The organism is Streptomyces sp. NPDC030799, assembly GCF_055572255.1.
Genome location: NZ_JBVIDS010000005.1, coordinates 409,468 through 426,349, shown reverse-complemented (window position 1 = coordinate 426,349; position 16,882 = coordinate 409,468). Strand labels below are relative to the sequence as shown.

The following is a 16,882-nucleotide window of genomic DNA, read 5'->3' as shown; positions in this document are numbered from 1 at the left end:
GCGGGTGCCCAGCGCCAGCAGGAGGGGCAGGCGTACGGCCGGGTCCGTCTCGGCGTGCCACCGTTCCAGCAGCGCGTCGTCGTCCGCGATGAGGAGGGCGGCCCGCCGGACGCTCGGCGCGGGGTCCGCGATGAGCGCCGTGATCCTCTCGCCCTGACGCCGCCACTCCTCCCGCCACGCTCCGTGCGTGCCCTGTTCACCGGCCTCGCGCGCCGCACCGTTGAGGGCGCCGAGCAGTTCGACGAGAGTGACTCGTGCGCCGTTGGCGGGGTCGGATGCGAGCGCCGTGAGAAACGGCAGGGCCGCGGCCGCGGCCGACGGCAGCCCGCCTCCCGGGACGAACAGGCAGGCGTACAGCGGGTGGCAGTCCTCCTCCGTCGCCGCCGGGCCTCGCCTGACCAGGCGGCGCAGCGCCCGCGGGACCTCCTTGACCGGATGGTGCTCCGGCACGCCCGTCCGGAACCGGCCCCAGTCCACCGCGTCCACCGCATCGACCGAAGTCCCCGCCACTGCCACCCCGTAAGTCCGTTGTACGTCGACCGACTGACATCCTGGCATCGACCCGACGGAATGACGGCAGGCCCGACGGGCGCAATCGGCGTTCGGCGGCGGCCCGACCGCGGTCGTCGGCCGGATTCGACCCCGAGCCAATCCACGGGCCCGGTTCCTTCGGTCCGCGGGTCCGAGGTTCGGCGGCCCCGGTGTACAGCCCTGGCCTCTACTGCCTCGGGCCCACCTGCGCGTCCGGGCCGGCAGCGTATCCCGTAGCTCCAACCCCATTCAGCTTCTGCAGCGCCCCCGCAGCCGCCGCGCCGCCCTGCACCCGGACACCCGGCCTCGCGGCCCCCCGAACATCATCGACTCAGGGGTGCTGCGGTGGAGGAGTCCAGGAGAAGGATCGGCCGAGGTGGAGCAGGATGCGGGACAGAGGGTCCCGGACGACGGGCTGGCGGAGGGGCGTGGCAAACGCGGCTCCCGGTCGTAGGCGGTGAGCGCCGTCCGGGACGGCGAGCGCGATGGGGAGGGCAGCGTCCAGGAGGTCGGGGGCCGGGGTGAAGGGGACACCGAGAGCACGGGCCGCATCCCAGGCGTGCACCACGTAGTCAAGGAAATGGAAGCCGATGGCCCGGACCGCGGGGAAGACGCATCCAGTGCCGAATTCCGGCAGGGTGAAGTCCTGGTCCCCGGAACGCACTTCGGCAAAGGCCTCGATGACCGCTTCCGCAGCGGTCGTGTACCGCCTGATGGTCCCCGGCCCCGGATGCTCGGCCTTCCACTGCGCGAGGTCGGCGCCTTCCCCTCGTGCCGCTGCCGCGAAACCACGGTGCTGGACCGTCATGTGCTCGACCAGTTCGCCCAGGTTCCACGCCGCGCAAGGGGTGGGGCGCGTGAGGTCGTCCACGGTCGCGTGACGGACCACGACGACACTGTCGCGTACCGCGCGGGCGTCCAGGGCTCTGACAGAGGTTAAATTAGTAAGCATTCGCTTACGATAAGCAGCTGTTTATGATGTGTCAACGAGTATGGTCTCCTCATGGCTGGGAACACCGGATCGGAAAGACGCCCCGACCTCGCGGCCATGGTCGTTCCGCTGGGTCGCGCGCTGGTGGCCGCGGAACTGCCGGTACTGCGCGAGCACGGGCTGGCGATGTGGGCTTACGGGGTGCTGCTGCGGCTCGACGACGAACCCGTACGCACCCAGGCCGCGTTGGCCCGGGACATCGGTGCCGACAAGACACGGATCATCGGCGTCCTCGACGACCTGGAGGAGCGCGGGCTCATCCATCGACAGCCCGATCCCAGCGACCGGCGCGCTCGTCTGCTCTCGCTCACCGCGGACGGCCGCCGGATGCGCGACGCGGTGCAGTCGGCGATCCAGGAGCGGGAAGAGCGGCTGCTGGCGCGGCTTCCGGAGGAGGACCGACGCGGCTTTCTGCGCGCTCTGCAGGCACTGGCCGCCATGCCCCCCGCCGAGATCACCGGAAAGTCCACCTCGCCTTGAGGGCCGGGCATCGGCGTCCGGCGGGCTGACGCCGCGGCACCAGGCCGCCCGTGCCTCCTGTCACCAGTGGCGCCGGAAGCCGCTGCTCCAGCGGCTCGTTCTGCACGGCCCAGGGGATCATGCAGAGCCAAGGCTCTGAGCCACCCCAGCAGCCTCGTACAACGCATGCGCCGTCCACAGCACCAGTCGCGATGGCGGGCGGCGATGAGCTGCATGCCTACGGACAACCCGGCCTCGTCCGTGCCCACCGGGACCGTCGCCGCGGGCTGTCGGGTCAGGTTGAACGGGTACGTGAACGGCGTCCAGCCCGTCCAGCGCCGGTGAGGAGAGCCGAACGGCACTCCCCAACCCACCTCGAACGCCGTCTGGGGCAGTGCCGGTGTCGCCAGCAGGTCGTAGCGTTCGTGGAAGCCGCCCATGCGGCGGCCGAGGTCCATGCGGACGTCCACCGCGGCCAGATGGTCGAGGGCGCTGTAGCGGGCGGTCCTGGGCGCAGATCTCGCGCAGGCCGGGGTCCGGGAGCCGGCGGCGGCGCGGGGAGAAGCACGGGGCTGATGGTCGGGGTGTCCTCGCTGCACGGCGATTCGGGGATGGGCTGCAGACGGGCGCCGGGGGGTGCGGAGCTCCCGACGAGCAGGGACCGGGCAGCGGCGGTCTGGTAGCTGTCTGCCGCAACCGGCAGGGAGCGATGCACCAGGTGGGCGACGACGCTGCCGCGGCGCTTGCCGGCCCGGGTGGAGGTGTTGATGCCGGCCGATTCAGGTCGGCATAGACGTTCTTGGCAGCGGCGCTACTGCGGCTGAGGCCCATACCGCCATGAGGGCCGGGTACTCCAGCTTCATGCCGGCGGGGCGCTCGGACGGCATGTTCATGTACTTGACATTCCGGACCCGTGGACGACGACCTGGTCGCCTCCCGTGACCGCCTTCCCTCTGGTTGTGGCTGGTCACGGCAATTCACCTGGACGGCGAAAGACCCCGGCCCGGCCATACGGCCGGGCCGGGGTTGAGAGCGGAACTGTCCCGCCCAAACGATCTTCAGCGCGCAGAGGGGTAGTTGACGAATCAGACAATGGTGAGCGGCCGAAGCACGTTGGCCGAGCCTGTTGTCTGTTCGCACTCCGGTTGCCCGCCAACTCGAGTGAGCCGGCCTCCGACACGCGCCTGTTCCTGCTGACGGCAGTGGGCGACCTGGTTGTTCGCGGCTGCGATCCGTTTCGGGGACTGGATCACCGTTCGTCTGTCGGCCCGTTGTCGGACCGTGGCACTCGTCGCGGTAGTCGACGGTGCCCCATCGCATCGACGATCAACCTGAAGCCCGGCCTCAATGTGCCTTGGCGAGCCTTGTGCCGGTGTGACGCACGAGCGGTCGTCAGTCGGCGTAGACCATACCCTTCCAGAGGCTGCCCGACTTGACGCACTTGTAGTCGTAGACGTTGGACGCCGCCAGATAGTAGTCCGCGTCGGCCTTGCATCGGGACCAGGTGGAGTAGTACTGCCCCGTGGGCTGCCAGGTAGCGGTAGCAGTCGCCTGAGCGCTGGTAGAAACGGTGACGGCTGTTGCGGCACCCAGCACGATCGACGCTGCGGCCAGGCCGAGCCTGCGCTTCATAGGTCATACCTCCAGTGGTTGATTCTGTTGCCAGTGGAGCCCCAGACCGCCCAGCACTCCACACCGAGCGGCTGCCAACGGCTCACATGACCGAGTTCAGCGGCGGTCGCATTGTTCGGCAGGGGGGATCTGGCAGCCAAACAATGGCCGGGCGGACCCACCGGCACTGCGACCGCCTCCTGACCGCCGACGTCCGCAGGCCGGGACCCTGGTCCGCCCCGACACCACCCGCTGACAGGCGGGAGTTGAGGCCCACATACGCGACCACCGCTTCGCCGCCGCGCCCGGTCCGGGCGGATGCGGAGCGGTCACCCGGCACGCGGCGAGGCGGCACAGCGCGCGGAGCGTGCCGCACCGCCGACCGGCACGCGTCCGGGTGGGGCCGGCCCACCCGCGAAGAGGAAAGGCAGGTGCTGCGCCCTGCCGCGCCCGTCCGCCGGTCCAGGCGCGTCAAGGGTTCCGTGGCGGGACCCGGCCGGACAGCGCCCGGACTCCCAGTCGGCGCCCCAGTGTTGGGGCTTCGGCTGCCTCGGCACCGTAGACGGCATAGGAAGCGTTGACGAACGGCAACAGGCCCTGGCGCTGGCCGCGTTGGCCCGCGACGTGGCATGGGCTGCGGACGGCACGCCCCGGCAGCGGGTCCTACGTGCGATCAGCGGCGGCGGATGGGGCCGGCAGCCCACCGGCTGGACCGTGGTCAGGCTGGATGCACCCTGGCAGGACACCCCCCTCCGCGGAGCGACCCGGCTGGAGGGAACGCGCCACGGACCTCGTCGGCGACGTCGCCTTCGCCGTCGACTACACCGTCTGCACCCACTGCCGGCTCGGGTGGGTAGAGCAGCCCTACACCATGGAGAAGTATCAGCGGTGCGGGCCGGCCACCGCGGGCCTGGACGCGCTGCGCCACGAGCACCCCGGCCTGTCCTGGCACACCCTGGGCGACCACTTCCAGGACTGCCGGGCCGTCCGGGCGGCTCTGTGGGCTCCGGTGTGCCGGGCAGCTATCAGCAGCGCGACACCTGCCCACACGCACCCGAGGGATGAGCCCGGCCAAGCTGCGCACGCCGCGGCGCCTGCACCTTGGCATCCCGCCGATCCGGTCCCCCTTTTGACCCTCGGCGTAGCCGCCCGGCCCAGCTGCACTTCCTCTGCATCGCCTGCATGCTCATCTGCTACCTCCGATGCAGTACAGGCGCCCTGAAGGTGGTTGGCTAAGCTCCGGATCATGTGGAGACAGGCAGCGACAGCGGTCTTTCCCGGCGTGGGCTTCCGGGAACCGGCCCAGGCATCCGATCTCGTCGCGGCGGAGACGCGACTCAGGCGAACGCTGCCGGCAGAGCTTCGGCAATTGCTCCTCGAAAGCAACGGGGTAATCGGACACACTCACGTGGACACTGTCTGGCCCATCGATCAGATCGTCGAGAGGAACCTGCTTTTCTGGTCCGACCAGACGTTCGCGCAGCTCTACATGACGTTCGACGCCCTTCTCTTCTTCGGGGACAATGGAGGCGGCGACCAGTTCGCCTTCGTACAGAAGCCTGAGCGTCCCGACATCTTCGTCTGGGAGCACGAGAGCGACAGTCGTCGATGGGTCGCCAACAACCTCCAGGACTACCTGGGCCGTTCGCTCCAAGCCGACGGGGACGACTGGTATCAGCTGTAACACGGCAGGCCTCCGACCATGAGCCGACAGCAGGCAAAGCATCAGCCACTCACGCGCTGACAACCCCTGGGCGGGGTCGGCGCCGAGCTGATTGGTGAAGAAGGCCCGCAGATCGTTGACGTGTACCCAGTGCCGGGGTGGTGTGTTGTCGGGAAAGGGAAACCGGACCTGGTAGCCGTGAAACTGCGTCGGCAGCTGCCGGTCCAGATCCGCCTCCAGTTGCTGCGCGAGGGCCTGGAAGTCTTCGTCGGCGAGGAAGATCTGTACGCGCGGTCCCCAGGCGTGGTCGGTGGAGCGGACGGTGTCAAAACCCTGAACCTCCGAGCCGTAGCCAATCAGCGCCGCCGAGTACGGCACGTCCCGCAGCGCGGTGTCCAGGATCGTCTGCGCTCGCGCGGCGAATGAAGCAACTACCTCCGGCTGGCCGGCGGAGCAGCACAGCGGTTGCCGAGGACCGGTACGCCGCACCTCGCGCTGCCGGCATCGACGCGCGGCTAGGTAGCCGGCTGCTCCTTGGCGCAGCAGGCCGGGCAGACGAGCTGGGCGTTGTTGCCGTACCGAACCGTGAGTCCCTGGCACCGTGTGCATGGGCCGAACTGCTCGGGCCTGGAGCCGAGTTGATCGCTGTCGATGCAGGGTCAGTCGAAGGATCGATGCGTCTGACCGAGTCGTTCATACATCCGAACCCACTTCGGGCGATCCAGAGAGCCCCGTCACCGCGGCCGTCGGCCGGTGGCGGAGCACTCGGTGGGCAAGCCGCCCCCTGAGCCTGGGCAAGCTCTGCAGCTCGGGGGTGGGCAGGCCTGTCCCGGTGGCCTCGGCCGAGGCCACCGACCAGGTCGGTCAGTGGCGGGTGACGGTGAAGCCGATGCTGCTCAGTGAGTCTTCGCCATCTTCGAACATGCAGGTCGTAGGCTCTGGCATGGCGCTCGTTCGGGACACTCATCCTGATTTCGGGCGGGAGTCTGCGGGCTTGATCATCCGTCATGTCATCGGTCGGGGCCGTCACATTTGGATCATTGAACCCAACCCAGCCAGCCGGGTTGTTAATGTCAGACAGCCGCTCGCGGCGGCGCGGCCCGAAGGGCACATCAGCCCCCAGCGTCATCTCCCGGTGCGGTACGCTCTCGCGGCCCACGGCCGGCGACGGCGTCCGCGAGGGGCGCAGCCAGGTCCCCGGTGTATGTACTGTGCGGAAATGACAAGAAGCGAGCGGCTCGCGGAGCAGCTGGACTGGTACTGGCACAAAAACCTGCGGCCGCGGCTGGACGGTCTTACCGATGAGGAGTACTTCTGGGAGCCGGTGCGCGGCTGCTGGAGCATCCGCCCACGTGGCACGTCGGCCGCACCGATGTCGGCAGGTTCGGGGGAATGGACGATGGACTCCGCGTCCCCTGACCCGGTGCCGGCACCGGTGACCACGATTGCCTGGCGGCTGGCACACATCATCGTCTCCTGCCTGGGCTATCGGGTCGGATGGTACTTCGGCGGCCAGGACGTCGACTCCCGGACATTCGCCTACGCGGGGACCGCTGACGAGGCGCTGAAACAGCTTGATGAGATGTACGGGAAATGGAACGCGGGGGTCCGGGAACTCTCGGACGCTGACCTGGACGACCCTCCCACGGTGGGTCCCGAGCGGTTTCCCATGGAGAACAGGGTCCTGCACGTCAACAGGGAGCTGATCCATCACGGCGCCGAGATTTCCCTGCTACGCGACCTCTACCGCTGGCAGGACGGAGCCGTACCGCGCCGAATATGACTTTCCGGTAATCGGCGATCGAGCTTCGGAAGGAAGTACCGAGGAAGGCGGAGAAGACGGGGAACACAGTTCGGCGCGCGCCCACCGGTGCCCGCTCGACCCGGCCGGGGGACGGTCCGCGGCCGCCGGGTCCGCCGCTACGCGGAGGGCGCAGCCTTCCGTGAGCGGCGGCGCCGCACCGCGAACGCGCCGCCGGAGGCGAGGGCCAGCCCCGTGGCCGCGACGCCACCGGTGACCGCCCAGGACGGGTCGCCTCCGTCCGCGACGGGCTGACCGGCGATCGTGACGTGCTGCTTCGTGGTCTGCTGCCCGTGGTGGCTGACCGCGGTCACGGTGTAGCGGCCGTTGGGTACGTCGCCCCGCAATTCTCCGTGGCCCGCGTAGACCGTGCCGCCGTCGTCGCATTTGCAGCCGGGATTGTCCGGGCTGTCCGTCTTGATGGTCAACGGGCCCTGGAAGATGGGCGACGTGGCGGTGAGGGAGTCCTCTCCTGGTGCGGCCCGCAGGTCGGTGAGGACCACCCGGACGTCACTGCCCGGGTGGAGGGAGGCGGGTGTGTCGCTGCCGGGGGACGCGTTCCTGGGACCGATGACGAAGCGGTAGATCTGCGCAGTGTTCTCGGCTAGGACCTTGAGTTGTGCGGTGGCGACGGTACGGCCGTGGCTCGTCGCGGTGACCGGATAGGTGCCCGCGCGCAGGCCCGAGCGGACGCGGTGGTCTGTGCCTGGCGCGTCCACCTGGACCGACTGCGTCGACCCCTTCTTCAGGGGAGTCAGGGTGATCGGCTCCTGCAGGGCCGGCGAGGTGATCTCGACCTTGTCCCATCCTGGTGGCATTCCCTCGAGGCTGAACGCGATGTCGTCACCCGCCTCCAGTGCGAGGTTCTGAGCCACGTAGTACTCCAGGCGGACCGCCGGAGACGGGCTGCCGCCCGGAGCCGGGCTCGCGCCCTCGGCAGCCGACACCCCCGCCGCCCCTCCCAGCAAGGGCATCACGGCAAGACCGGCGACGCCCACGGCCCGAACTGCGTTGCGCAACAATGATTCCCCTTCGATACAGGACGGTTGAGCCGGGAAGGCCGCATCGATCCGCCCTTCAGGAAGAGGGCAAAGACGCGCATCAGGTTGGGCAGGACCCCCTTCACGATGTACGGCCCCCGCCGAGGACGAACAGGCCCTATGCGCCGCACGCAGTCCGACAGGTACGCGCTGAACTAGGCCGCCGCCGAGCGTGGTCGCCGGAGTCACCAGCTGGTCACGGCGTCCGTCAGCAGCTGACGGACCATCACGCAAGATCGAGGTTAGCTCCCAGGTGGTTGGGTCACGAAGATCTGCCAGATCACCGAATTGTCGGCTGAGAACTTCCACGCGAGCTCGTGGATATTGGCGTGCGGGATCTTGGCGCCAAATACGCCGGTCCCGTCACCGCACTGAGATCCGGCAAGGGTATGTCCGGGGGCGGTGATGTTGAACTTGGAGGGGCCAGCACATGTCCACATCACCGTGATGGATGGGCTTTCCCCGCTGACGCGGGAAGCGTGAAACCGCGCGCACCGTGCCCCGATCCCGTGTACAGCGTTTTCGACCCGACAGGAAGCGGAGCCTGGACTGGATTGGGAAGGCGGTCCGGTTTCATCGGGGTCTGCACCGGAGAGGGCATCGAGCCAGTTCCAGTCGTCGCTTTCGCCGGAGGCGGCGTCGTCCCGGGGTGGCGGTCGCCCGGGGGTGAGCCCCACCGGAACAGGCGGACACAAGCACCAAGGCGGACAGGCCGACGGCTAGCAGGGAAGGCTTCATCAGATCGTCCTCAACTCACGAGTGGGCGATGTAGGGCGAGAGCACCGGGGGCTTGGAGCTCCCATGGTTGGAGACGATCCACTTGCAGCCACCGTTCGTGGAACCTCGTTCCCAGTTGAAGGGGTATCCCTTCGAACCGAGTGCGAGCCATCCCTGCCTCTGGTTCTTCGGGACCACCCATGACCCGCCAAGGGTGACCGTGGTGGTCTTGGCATAGGAGATCGACCCGCTGATGCTCTCCCCGGCGGCAGCGACCAGGACTGACTCGCTCGGCTTGGCCGAATACGTAAAGGTGCCGGTCCAGGTGTGGCCCTCGGCTACCGAGACCGACAACGAGGTGCCGGGGTCTCGGTGGCGAGCGTGCAGCGGACGCGGTAGCCCTTCATCGCGGCCTCGGTGCCCAGGGCAGCGTGCGCTGTATGGGGCCAGTCCTGAAAAGGGTGTGAGATGCATGGGCCTCGGCGGAGGCTGGGGTGGGCTGTGTCGGCAAGCGCGGTGGTGCGAGCCGGCCGACGCCGGCCTCGGTCGTGCAGGTCAGGACTTCCGCGGGTTTCCGCCCGACGATCCGGGCCCGTAGCTGAGCAGGTCTCCTGGCTGACACGGCAAAATTTCGCAGATCCGGGTGAGGGGACACCGGGTTGCCTTGGCCGGTCCGATCTTGAGCACGGACAGATGGGCGTTGGTCACGCCCACGCAGTTGGCCAGTTCGGTGAGGGTCATGCCGCGCTCGATAGGGAGCCTTCGCCCCCGCTACCAGTTCGCGCTGGCACCGAAGGCGATCGTCCGAGGGCGCAGCGGACGGTGCCTCTCAGCCGTGTCCGCCACAGCTCCGGCTGGGACCGGGTCCCAGCTCCGAGTTGGCGATCTTGGCCTTGATGCGCGGATCGTGTGCGATCTCCGGCGGTAGGACCGTCCGGGAGTCCAACCTCGCGTCGATCAGCTGAGCAACCGTCACCTGGGTGGTCTTTCGGAAAGTCCAGCCGGTCATCCGCGTCAGGGCCTGGACGAACGGCGCGTGCTGATGAAGTCGCCTGACGGGTTGTCCCTCCGTCTCCGCGCAGAGCTCACGGAAGACGACCTGGTGCAGTACCTGCGCCGACACGGCTACTACCCCGTAGAGAACAAGCCCCGTTCTCCGCCTTTTTCCCCAAGGCCGTGTACGACGCCCTGCCTCTCCTCTATACCTTCAGTCCGAACTGACCCGCGCAGGGCCGCCCCGGCGGCAGTACACCCCCGGCGAACTCGCGTAACCACGAGTCTTCCGGGGCTGACCCGGCGGGACGCGACCCGTGCCTCAGAGATCAGCGCAGGGTGGTGGGGCCAGGCGGATCACCACCTGGCGATCACCCGGAAGGCCGTCACCGCCCTCGCCGACCGGACCCCCGCCCAGGCCACCTCGCCCAACCTGCCCGAGCACCCGGACTACCCCTGCATGGTCACCCTTTTCCACGAAGCCACCGGCCCACTGCGGGCCCGCGACATCTGCGAAGCCCTCGACCACAAACCGCTGCCGAAGAACATCGAAGGCACCCGCGCCAAGCCGAAGGGCTTGGTCAAACTCGGCATCCTCACCAAGGCCGGTGCCGGCGGCTTCACCAGAAGGCAGTAACCGACCGAAGCCCCTCGGCCAGCAGCCTTACCCCAGCGTCGCCGGGAAAAGGCTGCTCCCACCGTCTGAATTGTCAGGCGGTCTTGAGGGTGCCGCCGTCGATGACATGGTCCGCGCCGTGGATGTTGGCGGCGCGCTCGGACAGCAGGAAGGCGACCAGATCTGCTACCTCGTCAGGGTGGGTGAGGCGTCCGGAGGCGATGCCGAACTGCCCGGGGATGTTCGCGAGAAGATCATCGTGGCTGACGCCGAAGACGTCGGCCACCTTGCCGCCGAAACCATTCGGGTCGGTCCACAACGGGCTCGCAACGACGCCCGGAGAGACGGTGTTGACGCGGACGCCGCGCGGTGCGAGCTCCTCGCTGAGCCGCTTGCTGAGCTGGGTCAGCGCCGCCTTGGCCTCGGCATAGCCGACGGGGGATCCTGTGGACATACGGGCGGTGATCGACGAGATGTTGACGATCGCCCCCTTGCGCTCGAGGATGCTCGGCAGTGCTGCCCTGGTCGTCCAGACCGCGCTGAACAGGTTGAGGTCGAAGACGGCTTGCCATTGCGCGTCGTCGGTGTCGAGGAAGCTGCCCAGGGACAACTTGTCCGGGTCGCCTGCGCCGACGTTGTTGACCAGGAAGTCGATTCCGCCGACCGCGGCGATCGCCTGTTCGACCGCCGTCGTCGCCCCGTCACGGGTACTCAGATCGGCGGACACGGTTGCGGCGGCGGTCTTCTCCAACTCGGGGGTGAGGGTGCGGGAAACGCCTACCACCCTGACGCCTTCTGCGGCCAGTGCCTGGGTGATGGCCAGGCCGATGCCGCGGCTCGCGCCGGTGACGAGGGCGGTCTTTCCGTTGATGCCGAGGTCCATGATTCCCTTTCTTGAACTATGGGTCAAAAATTTGGGCACAAAAAGGCCCCGTCGAGGCGTCCTGGGTTACAGGCCCGCCAGCGCCGTGTCGATGATCTGGTACAGGGTCGGCCCGTCGAACGTCTTGGCCATGACACGCAGGCCCACGATGGTGTTCATGAGGAAGTGCGCCTGCACCTTGGCGTCGACCTCGGGGGCGACATCCCCGTCGCGCTGACCTTGTTCGATGCGGGCGGCGAACAACTGGATGGTGCGCTCTTCGATGCGGCGCACCGCTCGGGTGGCCTCCTCGTCCCGTCCGCCGAGCTCCAGTGCGGTGTTCGCGGCGAGACAGCCGCGCCTGACCGGTCCGTTCAGGTCCATGTCCACGAGGAGCACCAGGTAGGCGCGGATGCGTTCCTTGGCGGTGCCCGGCCGCGACAGGAACTCCTCGGTCATCTCTGAGCCGGCGCGGTCATAGAGCTCAAGCGCCTTGCCGAACAGCTCGCGCTTCGAGCCGAAGGCGTGGTACAGGCTGCCCTTGGCCACTCCGGTGGCCTCGGCGAGGTCGGCGGGGGAGGTGCCCGCGTAGCCGTTGGTCCAGAACGCCTCCATCGCCTGCGCGATCACTGCACCCGGTTCGAAGCTCTTCGGCCTGCCCACAGCGCCACCGTATCGATTACTTGACTTGCAAGTCAAGAATTGCTGTGTGCCGCCGGAGCCGGCTCGGGCTCACCTCGCCGAGCAGACGGCACGGTGACCGGGAGGCCTGGCCATCGCGCTGGGTATATCGGCAGTCAACACCCACGACAGCCGAGCCCTGCAGGCTCTACGACTACCCCTACCTGCGGTGATGGTTACGCACGCGCGGCATCATCCCTCGCATTGCTCGCCGTGGCATCGAGAGTTCCGCACACCTGGGCCGACACCGCTGGGTCGTCGAACGCATCATCGCCTGGCTCACCGGCTGCCGACGCCTGCACCGTCGCTACGAACGCAAGCCCGACCACTTCCTGGCGTTCAATGCGCTGGCAGCTGTCCTCATCTGGCACCGGGTGCGCACCGGGTGCAGTGGCGGGATCGCTCGCCCGGCTGGTGGACGTGGTGCAGAAGGTGAGGGACTAGGCCGCTCGCGGGGCGGGTTCACCGGCAAACCCCGCCTGGGCGCCGACGGCCCTTGTCGCCCGCTGTCCTTGGTCATCACGCCGGGGCAGCGGGCGGAGTGCACCCAGTTTCCAGACACTCCCGAGCGGTGGCCACGCGGTACGACAAGCGCGGTTGCGTCTTCCTCGGCACCGTCACCGCAGCGTCACTTGCAATATGGCTCCGGTCCTGACAAATGCGAGGCAGGTCAGAACCCTCTCGGGCCGGTCTGGGAGTGCCGTCTTATGGTTCCGGGATGAGTAACTCTGCTGCGGCTGCCGTCCTCACGACCACCGACCTGTCTGAGGCGATACGTGCGGTGCGTACCTTGCTGGGCATGGCAGACATCGATCAGGGAGAGGTCGACTTCGAAGCCGTGATCAGATCGCCGGATGTCCTGGCGCAAGTACGTTACGTACTGCCCGACCTCCAATGGTGGGCATTGGCCGGCGAGGAGCACGGTTCGTCGAAGGCCGGCGACAACCCTGCAGACTGCCTGCCGATCCGAGTATTCGACTGGAGTCGTCCGCTGGATCGCGCCGAGCCCTTCATCGCCGCTCTGGGGACAGATCCCGCGGCTGTTCGGTGGGATCTGGACTCATGGCCTGCGGTTCCCGAAGCGGGACTGGAGGCGATCTCGCAGAAGTACGCGTACCTCACGCTGACAGTGAATGCCCGGGATCTCTACCAGGACGAGCCGTCGCAAGACCACACCGTCCACGTGCACGTGCGGAACCGGAACGGCGACCAGATCGACCGAATCCATTGGCTCGCCGATCAAGTGGGTGGCCGATTCACAGGCAGGGTGGAGCTGGCGCCTTTGTAACCCCTCGGACGCGAGCCGGTCGTTGCCGCCGCGGATCTGGCGCTCAATCGCTTGAAGACGCTCCGCGACGTCGTCGGCCCCGGGGTCAGCCCCGACTCCCCGGAACTGGCCGAGGTACAGACAGGTGAGTGACCGTCCGCGCCCGCCCAAGGAGTGGTCCGTCACGACGAAGTCGAGAACCGGCCGCTACCTTGTCGTTTCCCTCGGGGCACACCGCGGCCGCGGTGGCCTTTACGGCTGCGGTTGCCCCCTCGCGGCCGCTTGCCGGGGCAGTCTGCCCGGTGCCAGCCGCCCTGGTGGCCGTGGAGCGGGTGCAGTCAGGCTCCCACTACGCCCGTGACGTCACCGCGGGTGCCGCCATCGGGCTCGTCAGTGCCTGGCTGGTCAGGTGTTTTCCGCAGCCGATGCTGTGCGTTTGGCGGTGACAGGCGTGGGGAGGGAGGCCGTGCGGGCGTGGCAGGGTGGCCGTGGCAGGGTGGCTGCTGCTGCGCGTCAGCCGGTCGTCGTTGCAGTCCATGCCGTACAGCAGTACGGCCACGACTGGCAGCAGCAGGCAACAGGCAACGATGACCGCACTGTCGGGCTCCGTCACGGCAGACAGCCATTGACGGGTGCCCGTGCCGCACCTGGCCGAACGCCCCATGGTTACAGGGACTGGCATCCGCGATCGCCCCGCCTGAGTCGTTCAGCAGGGAGATGCGGGCGGTGATGCGTTTGCCGACCGGCTCCCGCTGCGCTACCAAGCCGGACGGCCATGACCGTCTCGGCTCGGCGCCTGACCGCGCCGCCGGACGTGGGCTTCGGGTCGCCTTTCGGTCAGGTGACCATGGTGGCCAGTCCGGCGATGCCGATGAGGTAGATGGCGACCGCTGCGATGAAAGTCCACGCGTGCTGCCGACACGAGGGGCTCGCCCACCCGGTGACGCTCTATCCGCATTGCCCTGCGCTCTGATCGGATCTCTGCGACAGCCCAGGAACGGGATCTGACAGGCTGGCGGCTGCCGTGCGCAGGGCAATAGTCAGGCCCGGTCGAGAGAGTCCCGATGGTGCAGGCGGACAATGATGATGTGGAGCTCGACGGCTTCGGCCTGGTCAAGCTGGACGTCCTCGGGGTACGCCTGCAGTCGGCTGACGCCCACCCGGCACATCGAAGCTTCAGCACGCAAGGCGGCGAAGCCGCGCTCCGTGCCGAGGCACCGGGCCCATCGGATCGGCCACCGCGCGGACCTTTCCGCTCCTGAGGCTGAGCAGTCCGCTTGCGCTTGTCTGCCGCCGCCTTGCGGAAGCCGGCCCGCAGCCGGCATGCGGCTGCCCGGGGGCTGACCGCGCGTACCGATCGCGCCCCGCGCGCCTTTGCCAATCCTTTGCAACCTGTGCTGATCCTGTCTCGTCTCTCCGCTCGATCCATCACGCAGCCCGCTCGGCCACCAGCCGGGTCGGCCGACGAAAGAGAGCGATTCATGCGCCGTACAGTCCTCAGCGCCACGGCAGCCGCGTGCGTCGCCGTGCTGGCAAGCGCGGTACCCGCGTTCGCCCACGGAGCGAGCTCGTCCCCTACCTCCCGTCCCTCCGCCACCTCAGAACCGTCGGCCCGGCCGAGCGCGCCGGCCAGCGCGGAGCCGAGCGCGGTCCCCACCCGGGAGCCGAGTCGGGCGGCCACCCCCGTGCCGACCGTCGCGCCGAGCGAGGGACGCGGCCAGGTCGGCGTCGTACCGAGTGGCGCTCCCAACACCGGCGTGACCACTGGCTCAAACGACTCCAGCTCGGACGGCATGCTTATCGGCGGTGGTGCCGCCGGCGCCCTCGCGGTGGGCGGCGCGGCGGTCTTCCTCGTACGCCGCCGACGGGCGACCGGGGCATGACTCACCTCTCCAGGCGCGTATTCGTCACCGCGGCGCTGGCCTCGCTGCTCGTGAGCTGCGCGGGCCGCGGCGGTGACGGGGCATCTGCCACGCGCTCCCGTGGCACGCACGTGACCGCCCGGTCCTCTGCGGACCCGGCGAAAGCGACGGACACGCCGGGCCGTTCGGTTCCGTCGCGGCTGCGGATTCCTGAGATCGGTGTCGACACCCCGGTCATGCGACTCGGGCTGGCGCAGGACGGCAGCGTGCAGGTACCCCCTATCACGGCGCACGACCGGGCGGGCTGGTACCAGAACTCCCCGGCGCCGGGCCAGACGGGCCCTTCGGTGATCCTCGGCCATGTCACGGTCGGCGCCTACGGGGACGGCGTCTTCCGCCACCTCGACCGGCTGCGCCGGGGCGACGGGATCACTGTGCGCCTGGAGAACGGCAGATCGGCCGAGTTCACCGTCACCTCCGTACGGACCGTCGCAAAGGCCGACTTTCCGACGAAGGCGGTCTACGGCGACGTCGCCCGGCCAGAGTTGCGGCTCATCACGTGCGGCGGGCCCCGTACCGGCGACGGCTACCTCGACAACGTGATCGTCTTCGCCGCGTTGAGCACCGCGAGCCCCTGACCGGTTGCTGCCCGCCCCGATCCCGGGCCGATGGAACCTATGCCGTCGGCCCGGGGTCTTTCCCGCGGGTGCCCCCGCGCCCCCGGGCGCGAAAAGTGTCCCCATCCTCCCATGGAGAGCGTTGAAACGGTCCCGTGAGAAGGCGGCAGCAGAGCTGTTCGCCGCTCTCTACCCCCGCCTGGCCGGCTGGTGCCGCCGTCTGGTCGACGACGACGAGACCGCGCACGAGATCGCCTCGGAGGCGTTCACCCGACTCTGGGCTCGCTGGACGTCCGTGTCAGAGCCCCGGGGTTTCCTCTACGTCACGGCCGCCAACATCGTCCGGGACCATTGGCGCCGCCTGGAGCGCGAGCGCAACGCCATGCGTCGCGCCACTGTGGAGGCGTGTGTCCGCCCGCCCACCGAGCAGACCGACCCCTCGGTCCGCCTGCTCGTCCAGGCGCTCCCCGAACGACTGCGCATACCGACCCTCCTGCACTACTACGCTGACTTGCCGATCCGGGAGGTGGCCGAGCTGACCGGGCGCAAGGAAGGAACCGTCAAGGCCGATCTGCACGCGGCCCGCGAACTGCTCCGCGCCCACCTGAGGAGAAGCCTTGATCACATACGATGACGACGGTCCCGACTTCGAACCCGACGACCCCCTGGCCGTCATCATGCGGCCGTCCTCCGAGCACCTTGCCCCTCCCCCAGGCCGGTACGAAGAGATCCGCCGTGGCGCGGCCCGCCGCCGCATTCTGCGCGCTGCTGTCGCAGCCGGCGCGACCTGCACGGTCGCTGCCCTCCTCGCCATACCATTGCTGCGCACTGCCCACCAGGAGCCCACCCCCACGACGGTCCCCCTCGCTCCGCCCCCCGCGAGCAGCCCCACGGCGCCACCGACCCCGGCCGAGTCGGCTCCCGTGAGTGTCACCCCCCGCCCCAGCTCCCGCCCGTCGACACATACAACACCCATTCCCACCCGCCCCCCGGCCGCCACCGCCTCACCCTCCGCCGTCCCCCCGGCCACCACCGCCTCATCCTCCGCGGTCCCCTCAGCCACTCCGACACAACGCCGTCCCTCGGCCTCCACCCCGCACTCGCGCATGGCGGTGCCGACGACGGCCCCAGCGCGCACCGAGGCTGCCGCAGACTCTGGAGCGAAGTGACA

General features: G+C 68.8%; 15 protein-coding genes and 3 pseudogenes. 11 read left to right on the top strand and 7 right to left on the bottom strand.

Annotated features, from left to right (window positions below; all coding sequences use genetic code 11):
• Positions 1–862: 862 nt before the first annotated feature.
• Complete coding sequence (locus tag ACZ41I_RS15525) at positions 863–1,483, bottom strand: TIGR03086 family metal-binding protein (protein ID WP_468514323.1); 621 nt, start codon at positions 1,481–1,483, stop codon at positions 863–865.
• 51 nt (positions 1,484–1,534) lie between these two features.
• Between ACZ41I_RS15525 and ACZ41I_RS15520 the strand changes: the two genes are divergently transcribed.
• Positions 1,535–2,002, top strand: coding sequence for a MarR family winged helix-turn-helix transcriptional regulator (locus tag ACZ41I_RS15520; RefSeq protein ID WP_399768174.1), 468 nt, complete (start codon positions 1,535–1,537; stop codon positions 2,000–2,002).
• Between the two features lie 117 nt (positions 2,003–2,119).
• Here ACZ41I_RS15520 and ACZ41I_RS15515 read toward each other — a convergent pair.
• Positions 2,120–2,533, bottom strand: a pseudogene (locus tag ACZ41I_RS15515) (amidase family protein); the annotation flags it as partial.
• A gap of 840 nt (positions 2,534–3,373) precedes the next feature.
• The gene (locus ACZ41I_RS15510) at positions 3,374–3,613 is read right to left on the bottom strand and encodes a hypothetical protein (protein WP_363221244.1); all 240 of its coding nucleotides are present in this window, start codon (positions 3,611–3,613) and stop codon (positions 3,374–3,376) included.
• Between the two features lie 1,225 nt (positions 3,614–4,838).
• Between ACZ41I_RS15510 and ACZ41I_RS15505 the strand changes: the two genes are divergently transcribed.
• Together ACZ41I_RS15505 and ACZ41I_RS15500 are read left to right on the top strand one after the other, a co-directional pair.
• Positions 4,839–5,276, top strand: a complete 438-nt coding sequence (locus ACZ41I_RS15505) for an SMI1/KNR4 family protein (protein ID WP_468514322.1) — start codon at positions 4,839–4,841, stop codon at positions 5,274–5,276.
• Positions 5,277–6,474: 1,198 nt separating this feature from the next.
• Entirely contained in the window at positions 6,475–7,038 is a 564-nt protein-coding gene (locus tag ACZ41I_RS15500; RefSeq protein ID WP_468323456.1) for a DinB family protein, read from the top strand.
• Positions 7,039–7,175: 137 nt separating this feature from the next.
• Here ACZ41I_RS15500 and ACZ41I_RS15495 read toward each other — a convergent pair whose 3' ends face one another.
• Both ACZ41I_RS15495 and ACZ41I_RS15490 read right to left on the bottom strand, forming a co-directional pair.
• Complete coding sequence (locus tag ACZ41I_RS15495; protein ID WP_468514321.1) at positions 7,176–8,075, bottom strand: hypothetical protein; 900 nt, start codon at positions 8,073–8,075, stop codon at positions 7,176–7,178.
• Positions 8,076–9,368: 1,293 nt separating this feature from the next.
• Positions 9,369–9,566 (bottom strand): helix-turn-helix domain-containing protein, encoded by a 198-nt coding sequence (locus tag ACZ41I_RS15490; protein ID WP_468514417.1) that lies wholly within the window; start codon positions 9,564–9,566, stop codon positions 9,369–9,371.
• 700 nt (positions 9,567–10,266) lie between these two features.
• Between ACZ41I_RS15490 and ACZ41I_RS15485 the strand changes: the two genes are divergently transcribed.
• Positions 10,267–10,443, top strand: coding sequence for a hypothetical protein (locus ACZ41I_RS15485; protein WP_468514320.1), 177 nt, complete (start codon positions 10,267–10,269; stop codon positions 10,441–10,443).
• Positions 10,444–10,516: 73 nt separating this feature from the next.
• Here ACZ41I_RS15485 and ACZ41I_RS15480 read toward each other — a convergent pair whose 3' ends face one another.
• Together ACZ41I_RS15480 and ACZ41I_RS15475 are read right to left on the bottom strand one after the other, a co-directional pair.
• Positions 10,517–11,305 carry an SDR family NAD(P)-dependent oxidoreductase gene (locus ACZ41I_RS15480; RefSeq protein ID WP_468514319.1) on the bottom strand — a complete coding sequence of 263 codons (789 nt, stop codon included), beginning with the start codon at positions 11,303–11,305 and terminating at the stop codon, positions 10,517–10,519.
• A 66-nt stretch (positions 11,306–11,371) separates the two neighbouring features.
• Positions 11,372–11,947 carry a TetR/AcrR family transcriptional regulator gene (locus ACZ41I_RS15475; protein WP_399768166.1) on the bottom strand — a complete coding sequence of 192 codons (576 nt, stop codon included), beginning with the start codon at positions 11,945–11,947 and terminating at the stop codon, positions 11,372–11,374.
• 197 nt (positions 11,948–12,144) lie between these two features.
• On the opposite strand from ACZ41I_RS15475, the pseudogene ACZ41I_RS15470 reads away from it, so the two are divergent.
• The 7 genes and pseudogenes from ACZ41I_RS15470 to ACZ41I_RS15440 all read left to right on the top strand — a co-directional run.
• Positions 12,145–12,330 (top strand): annotated as a pseudogene (locus ACZ41I_RS15470) (transposase); the annotation flags it as partial.
• 69 nt (positions 12,331–12,399) lie between these two features.
• Positions 12,400–12,620 (top strand): annotated as a pseudogene (locus tag ACZ41I_RS15465) (hypothetical protein); the annotation flags it as partial.
• A gap of 63 nt (positions 12,621–12,683) precedes the next feature.
• Complete coding sequence (locus ACZ41I_RS15460) at positions 12,684–13,253, top strand: hypothetical protein (RefSeq protein ID WP_468514318.1); 570 nt, start codon at positions 12,684–12,686, stop codon at positions 13,251–13,253.
• A gap of 128 nt (positions 13,254–13,381) precedes the next feature.
• The gene (locus ACZ41I_RS15455; RefSeq protein ID WP_468514317.1) at positions 13,382–13,678 is read left to right on the top strand and encodes a phosphatase PAP2 family protein; all 297 of its coding nucleotides are present in this window, start codon (positions 13,382–13,384) and stop codon (positions 13,676–13,678) included.
• 1,035 nt (positions 13,679–14,713) lie between these two features.
• A complete protein-coding gene (locus tag ACZ41I_RS15450) occupies positions 14,714–15,115 on the top strand; it encodes a sortase-dependent protein (RefSeq protein ID WP_399768153.1) in 402 nt (133 codons plus the stop codon).
• Positions 15,112–15,732 carry a class F sortase gene (locus tag ACZ41I_RS15445; protein ID WP_468514316.1) on the top strand — a complete coding sequence of 207 codons (621 nt, stop codon included), beginning with the start codon at positions 15,112–15,114 and terminating at the stop codon, positions 15,730–15,732. The genes ACZ41I_RS15450 and ACZ41I_RS15445 overlap by 4 nt, the downstream gene beginning before the upstream one ends.
• 121 nt (positions 15,733–15,853) lie before the next feature.
• Positions 15,854–16,345: an RNA polymerase sigma factor gene (locus ACZ41I_RS15440; RefSeq protein WP_363220978.1), complete on the top strand. Its 492-nt coding sequence runs from the start codon at positions 15,854–15,856 to the stop codon at positions 16,343–16,345.
• The last annotated feature ends 537 nt before the right edge of the window (positions 16,346–16,882 follow it).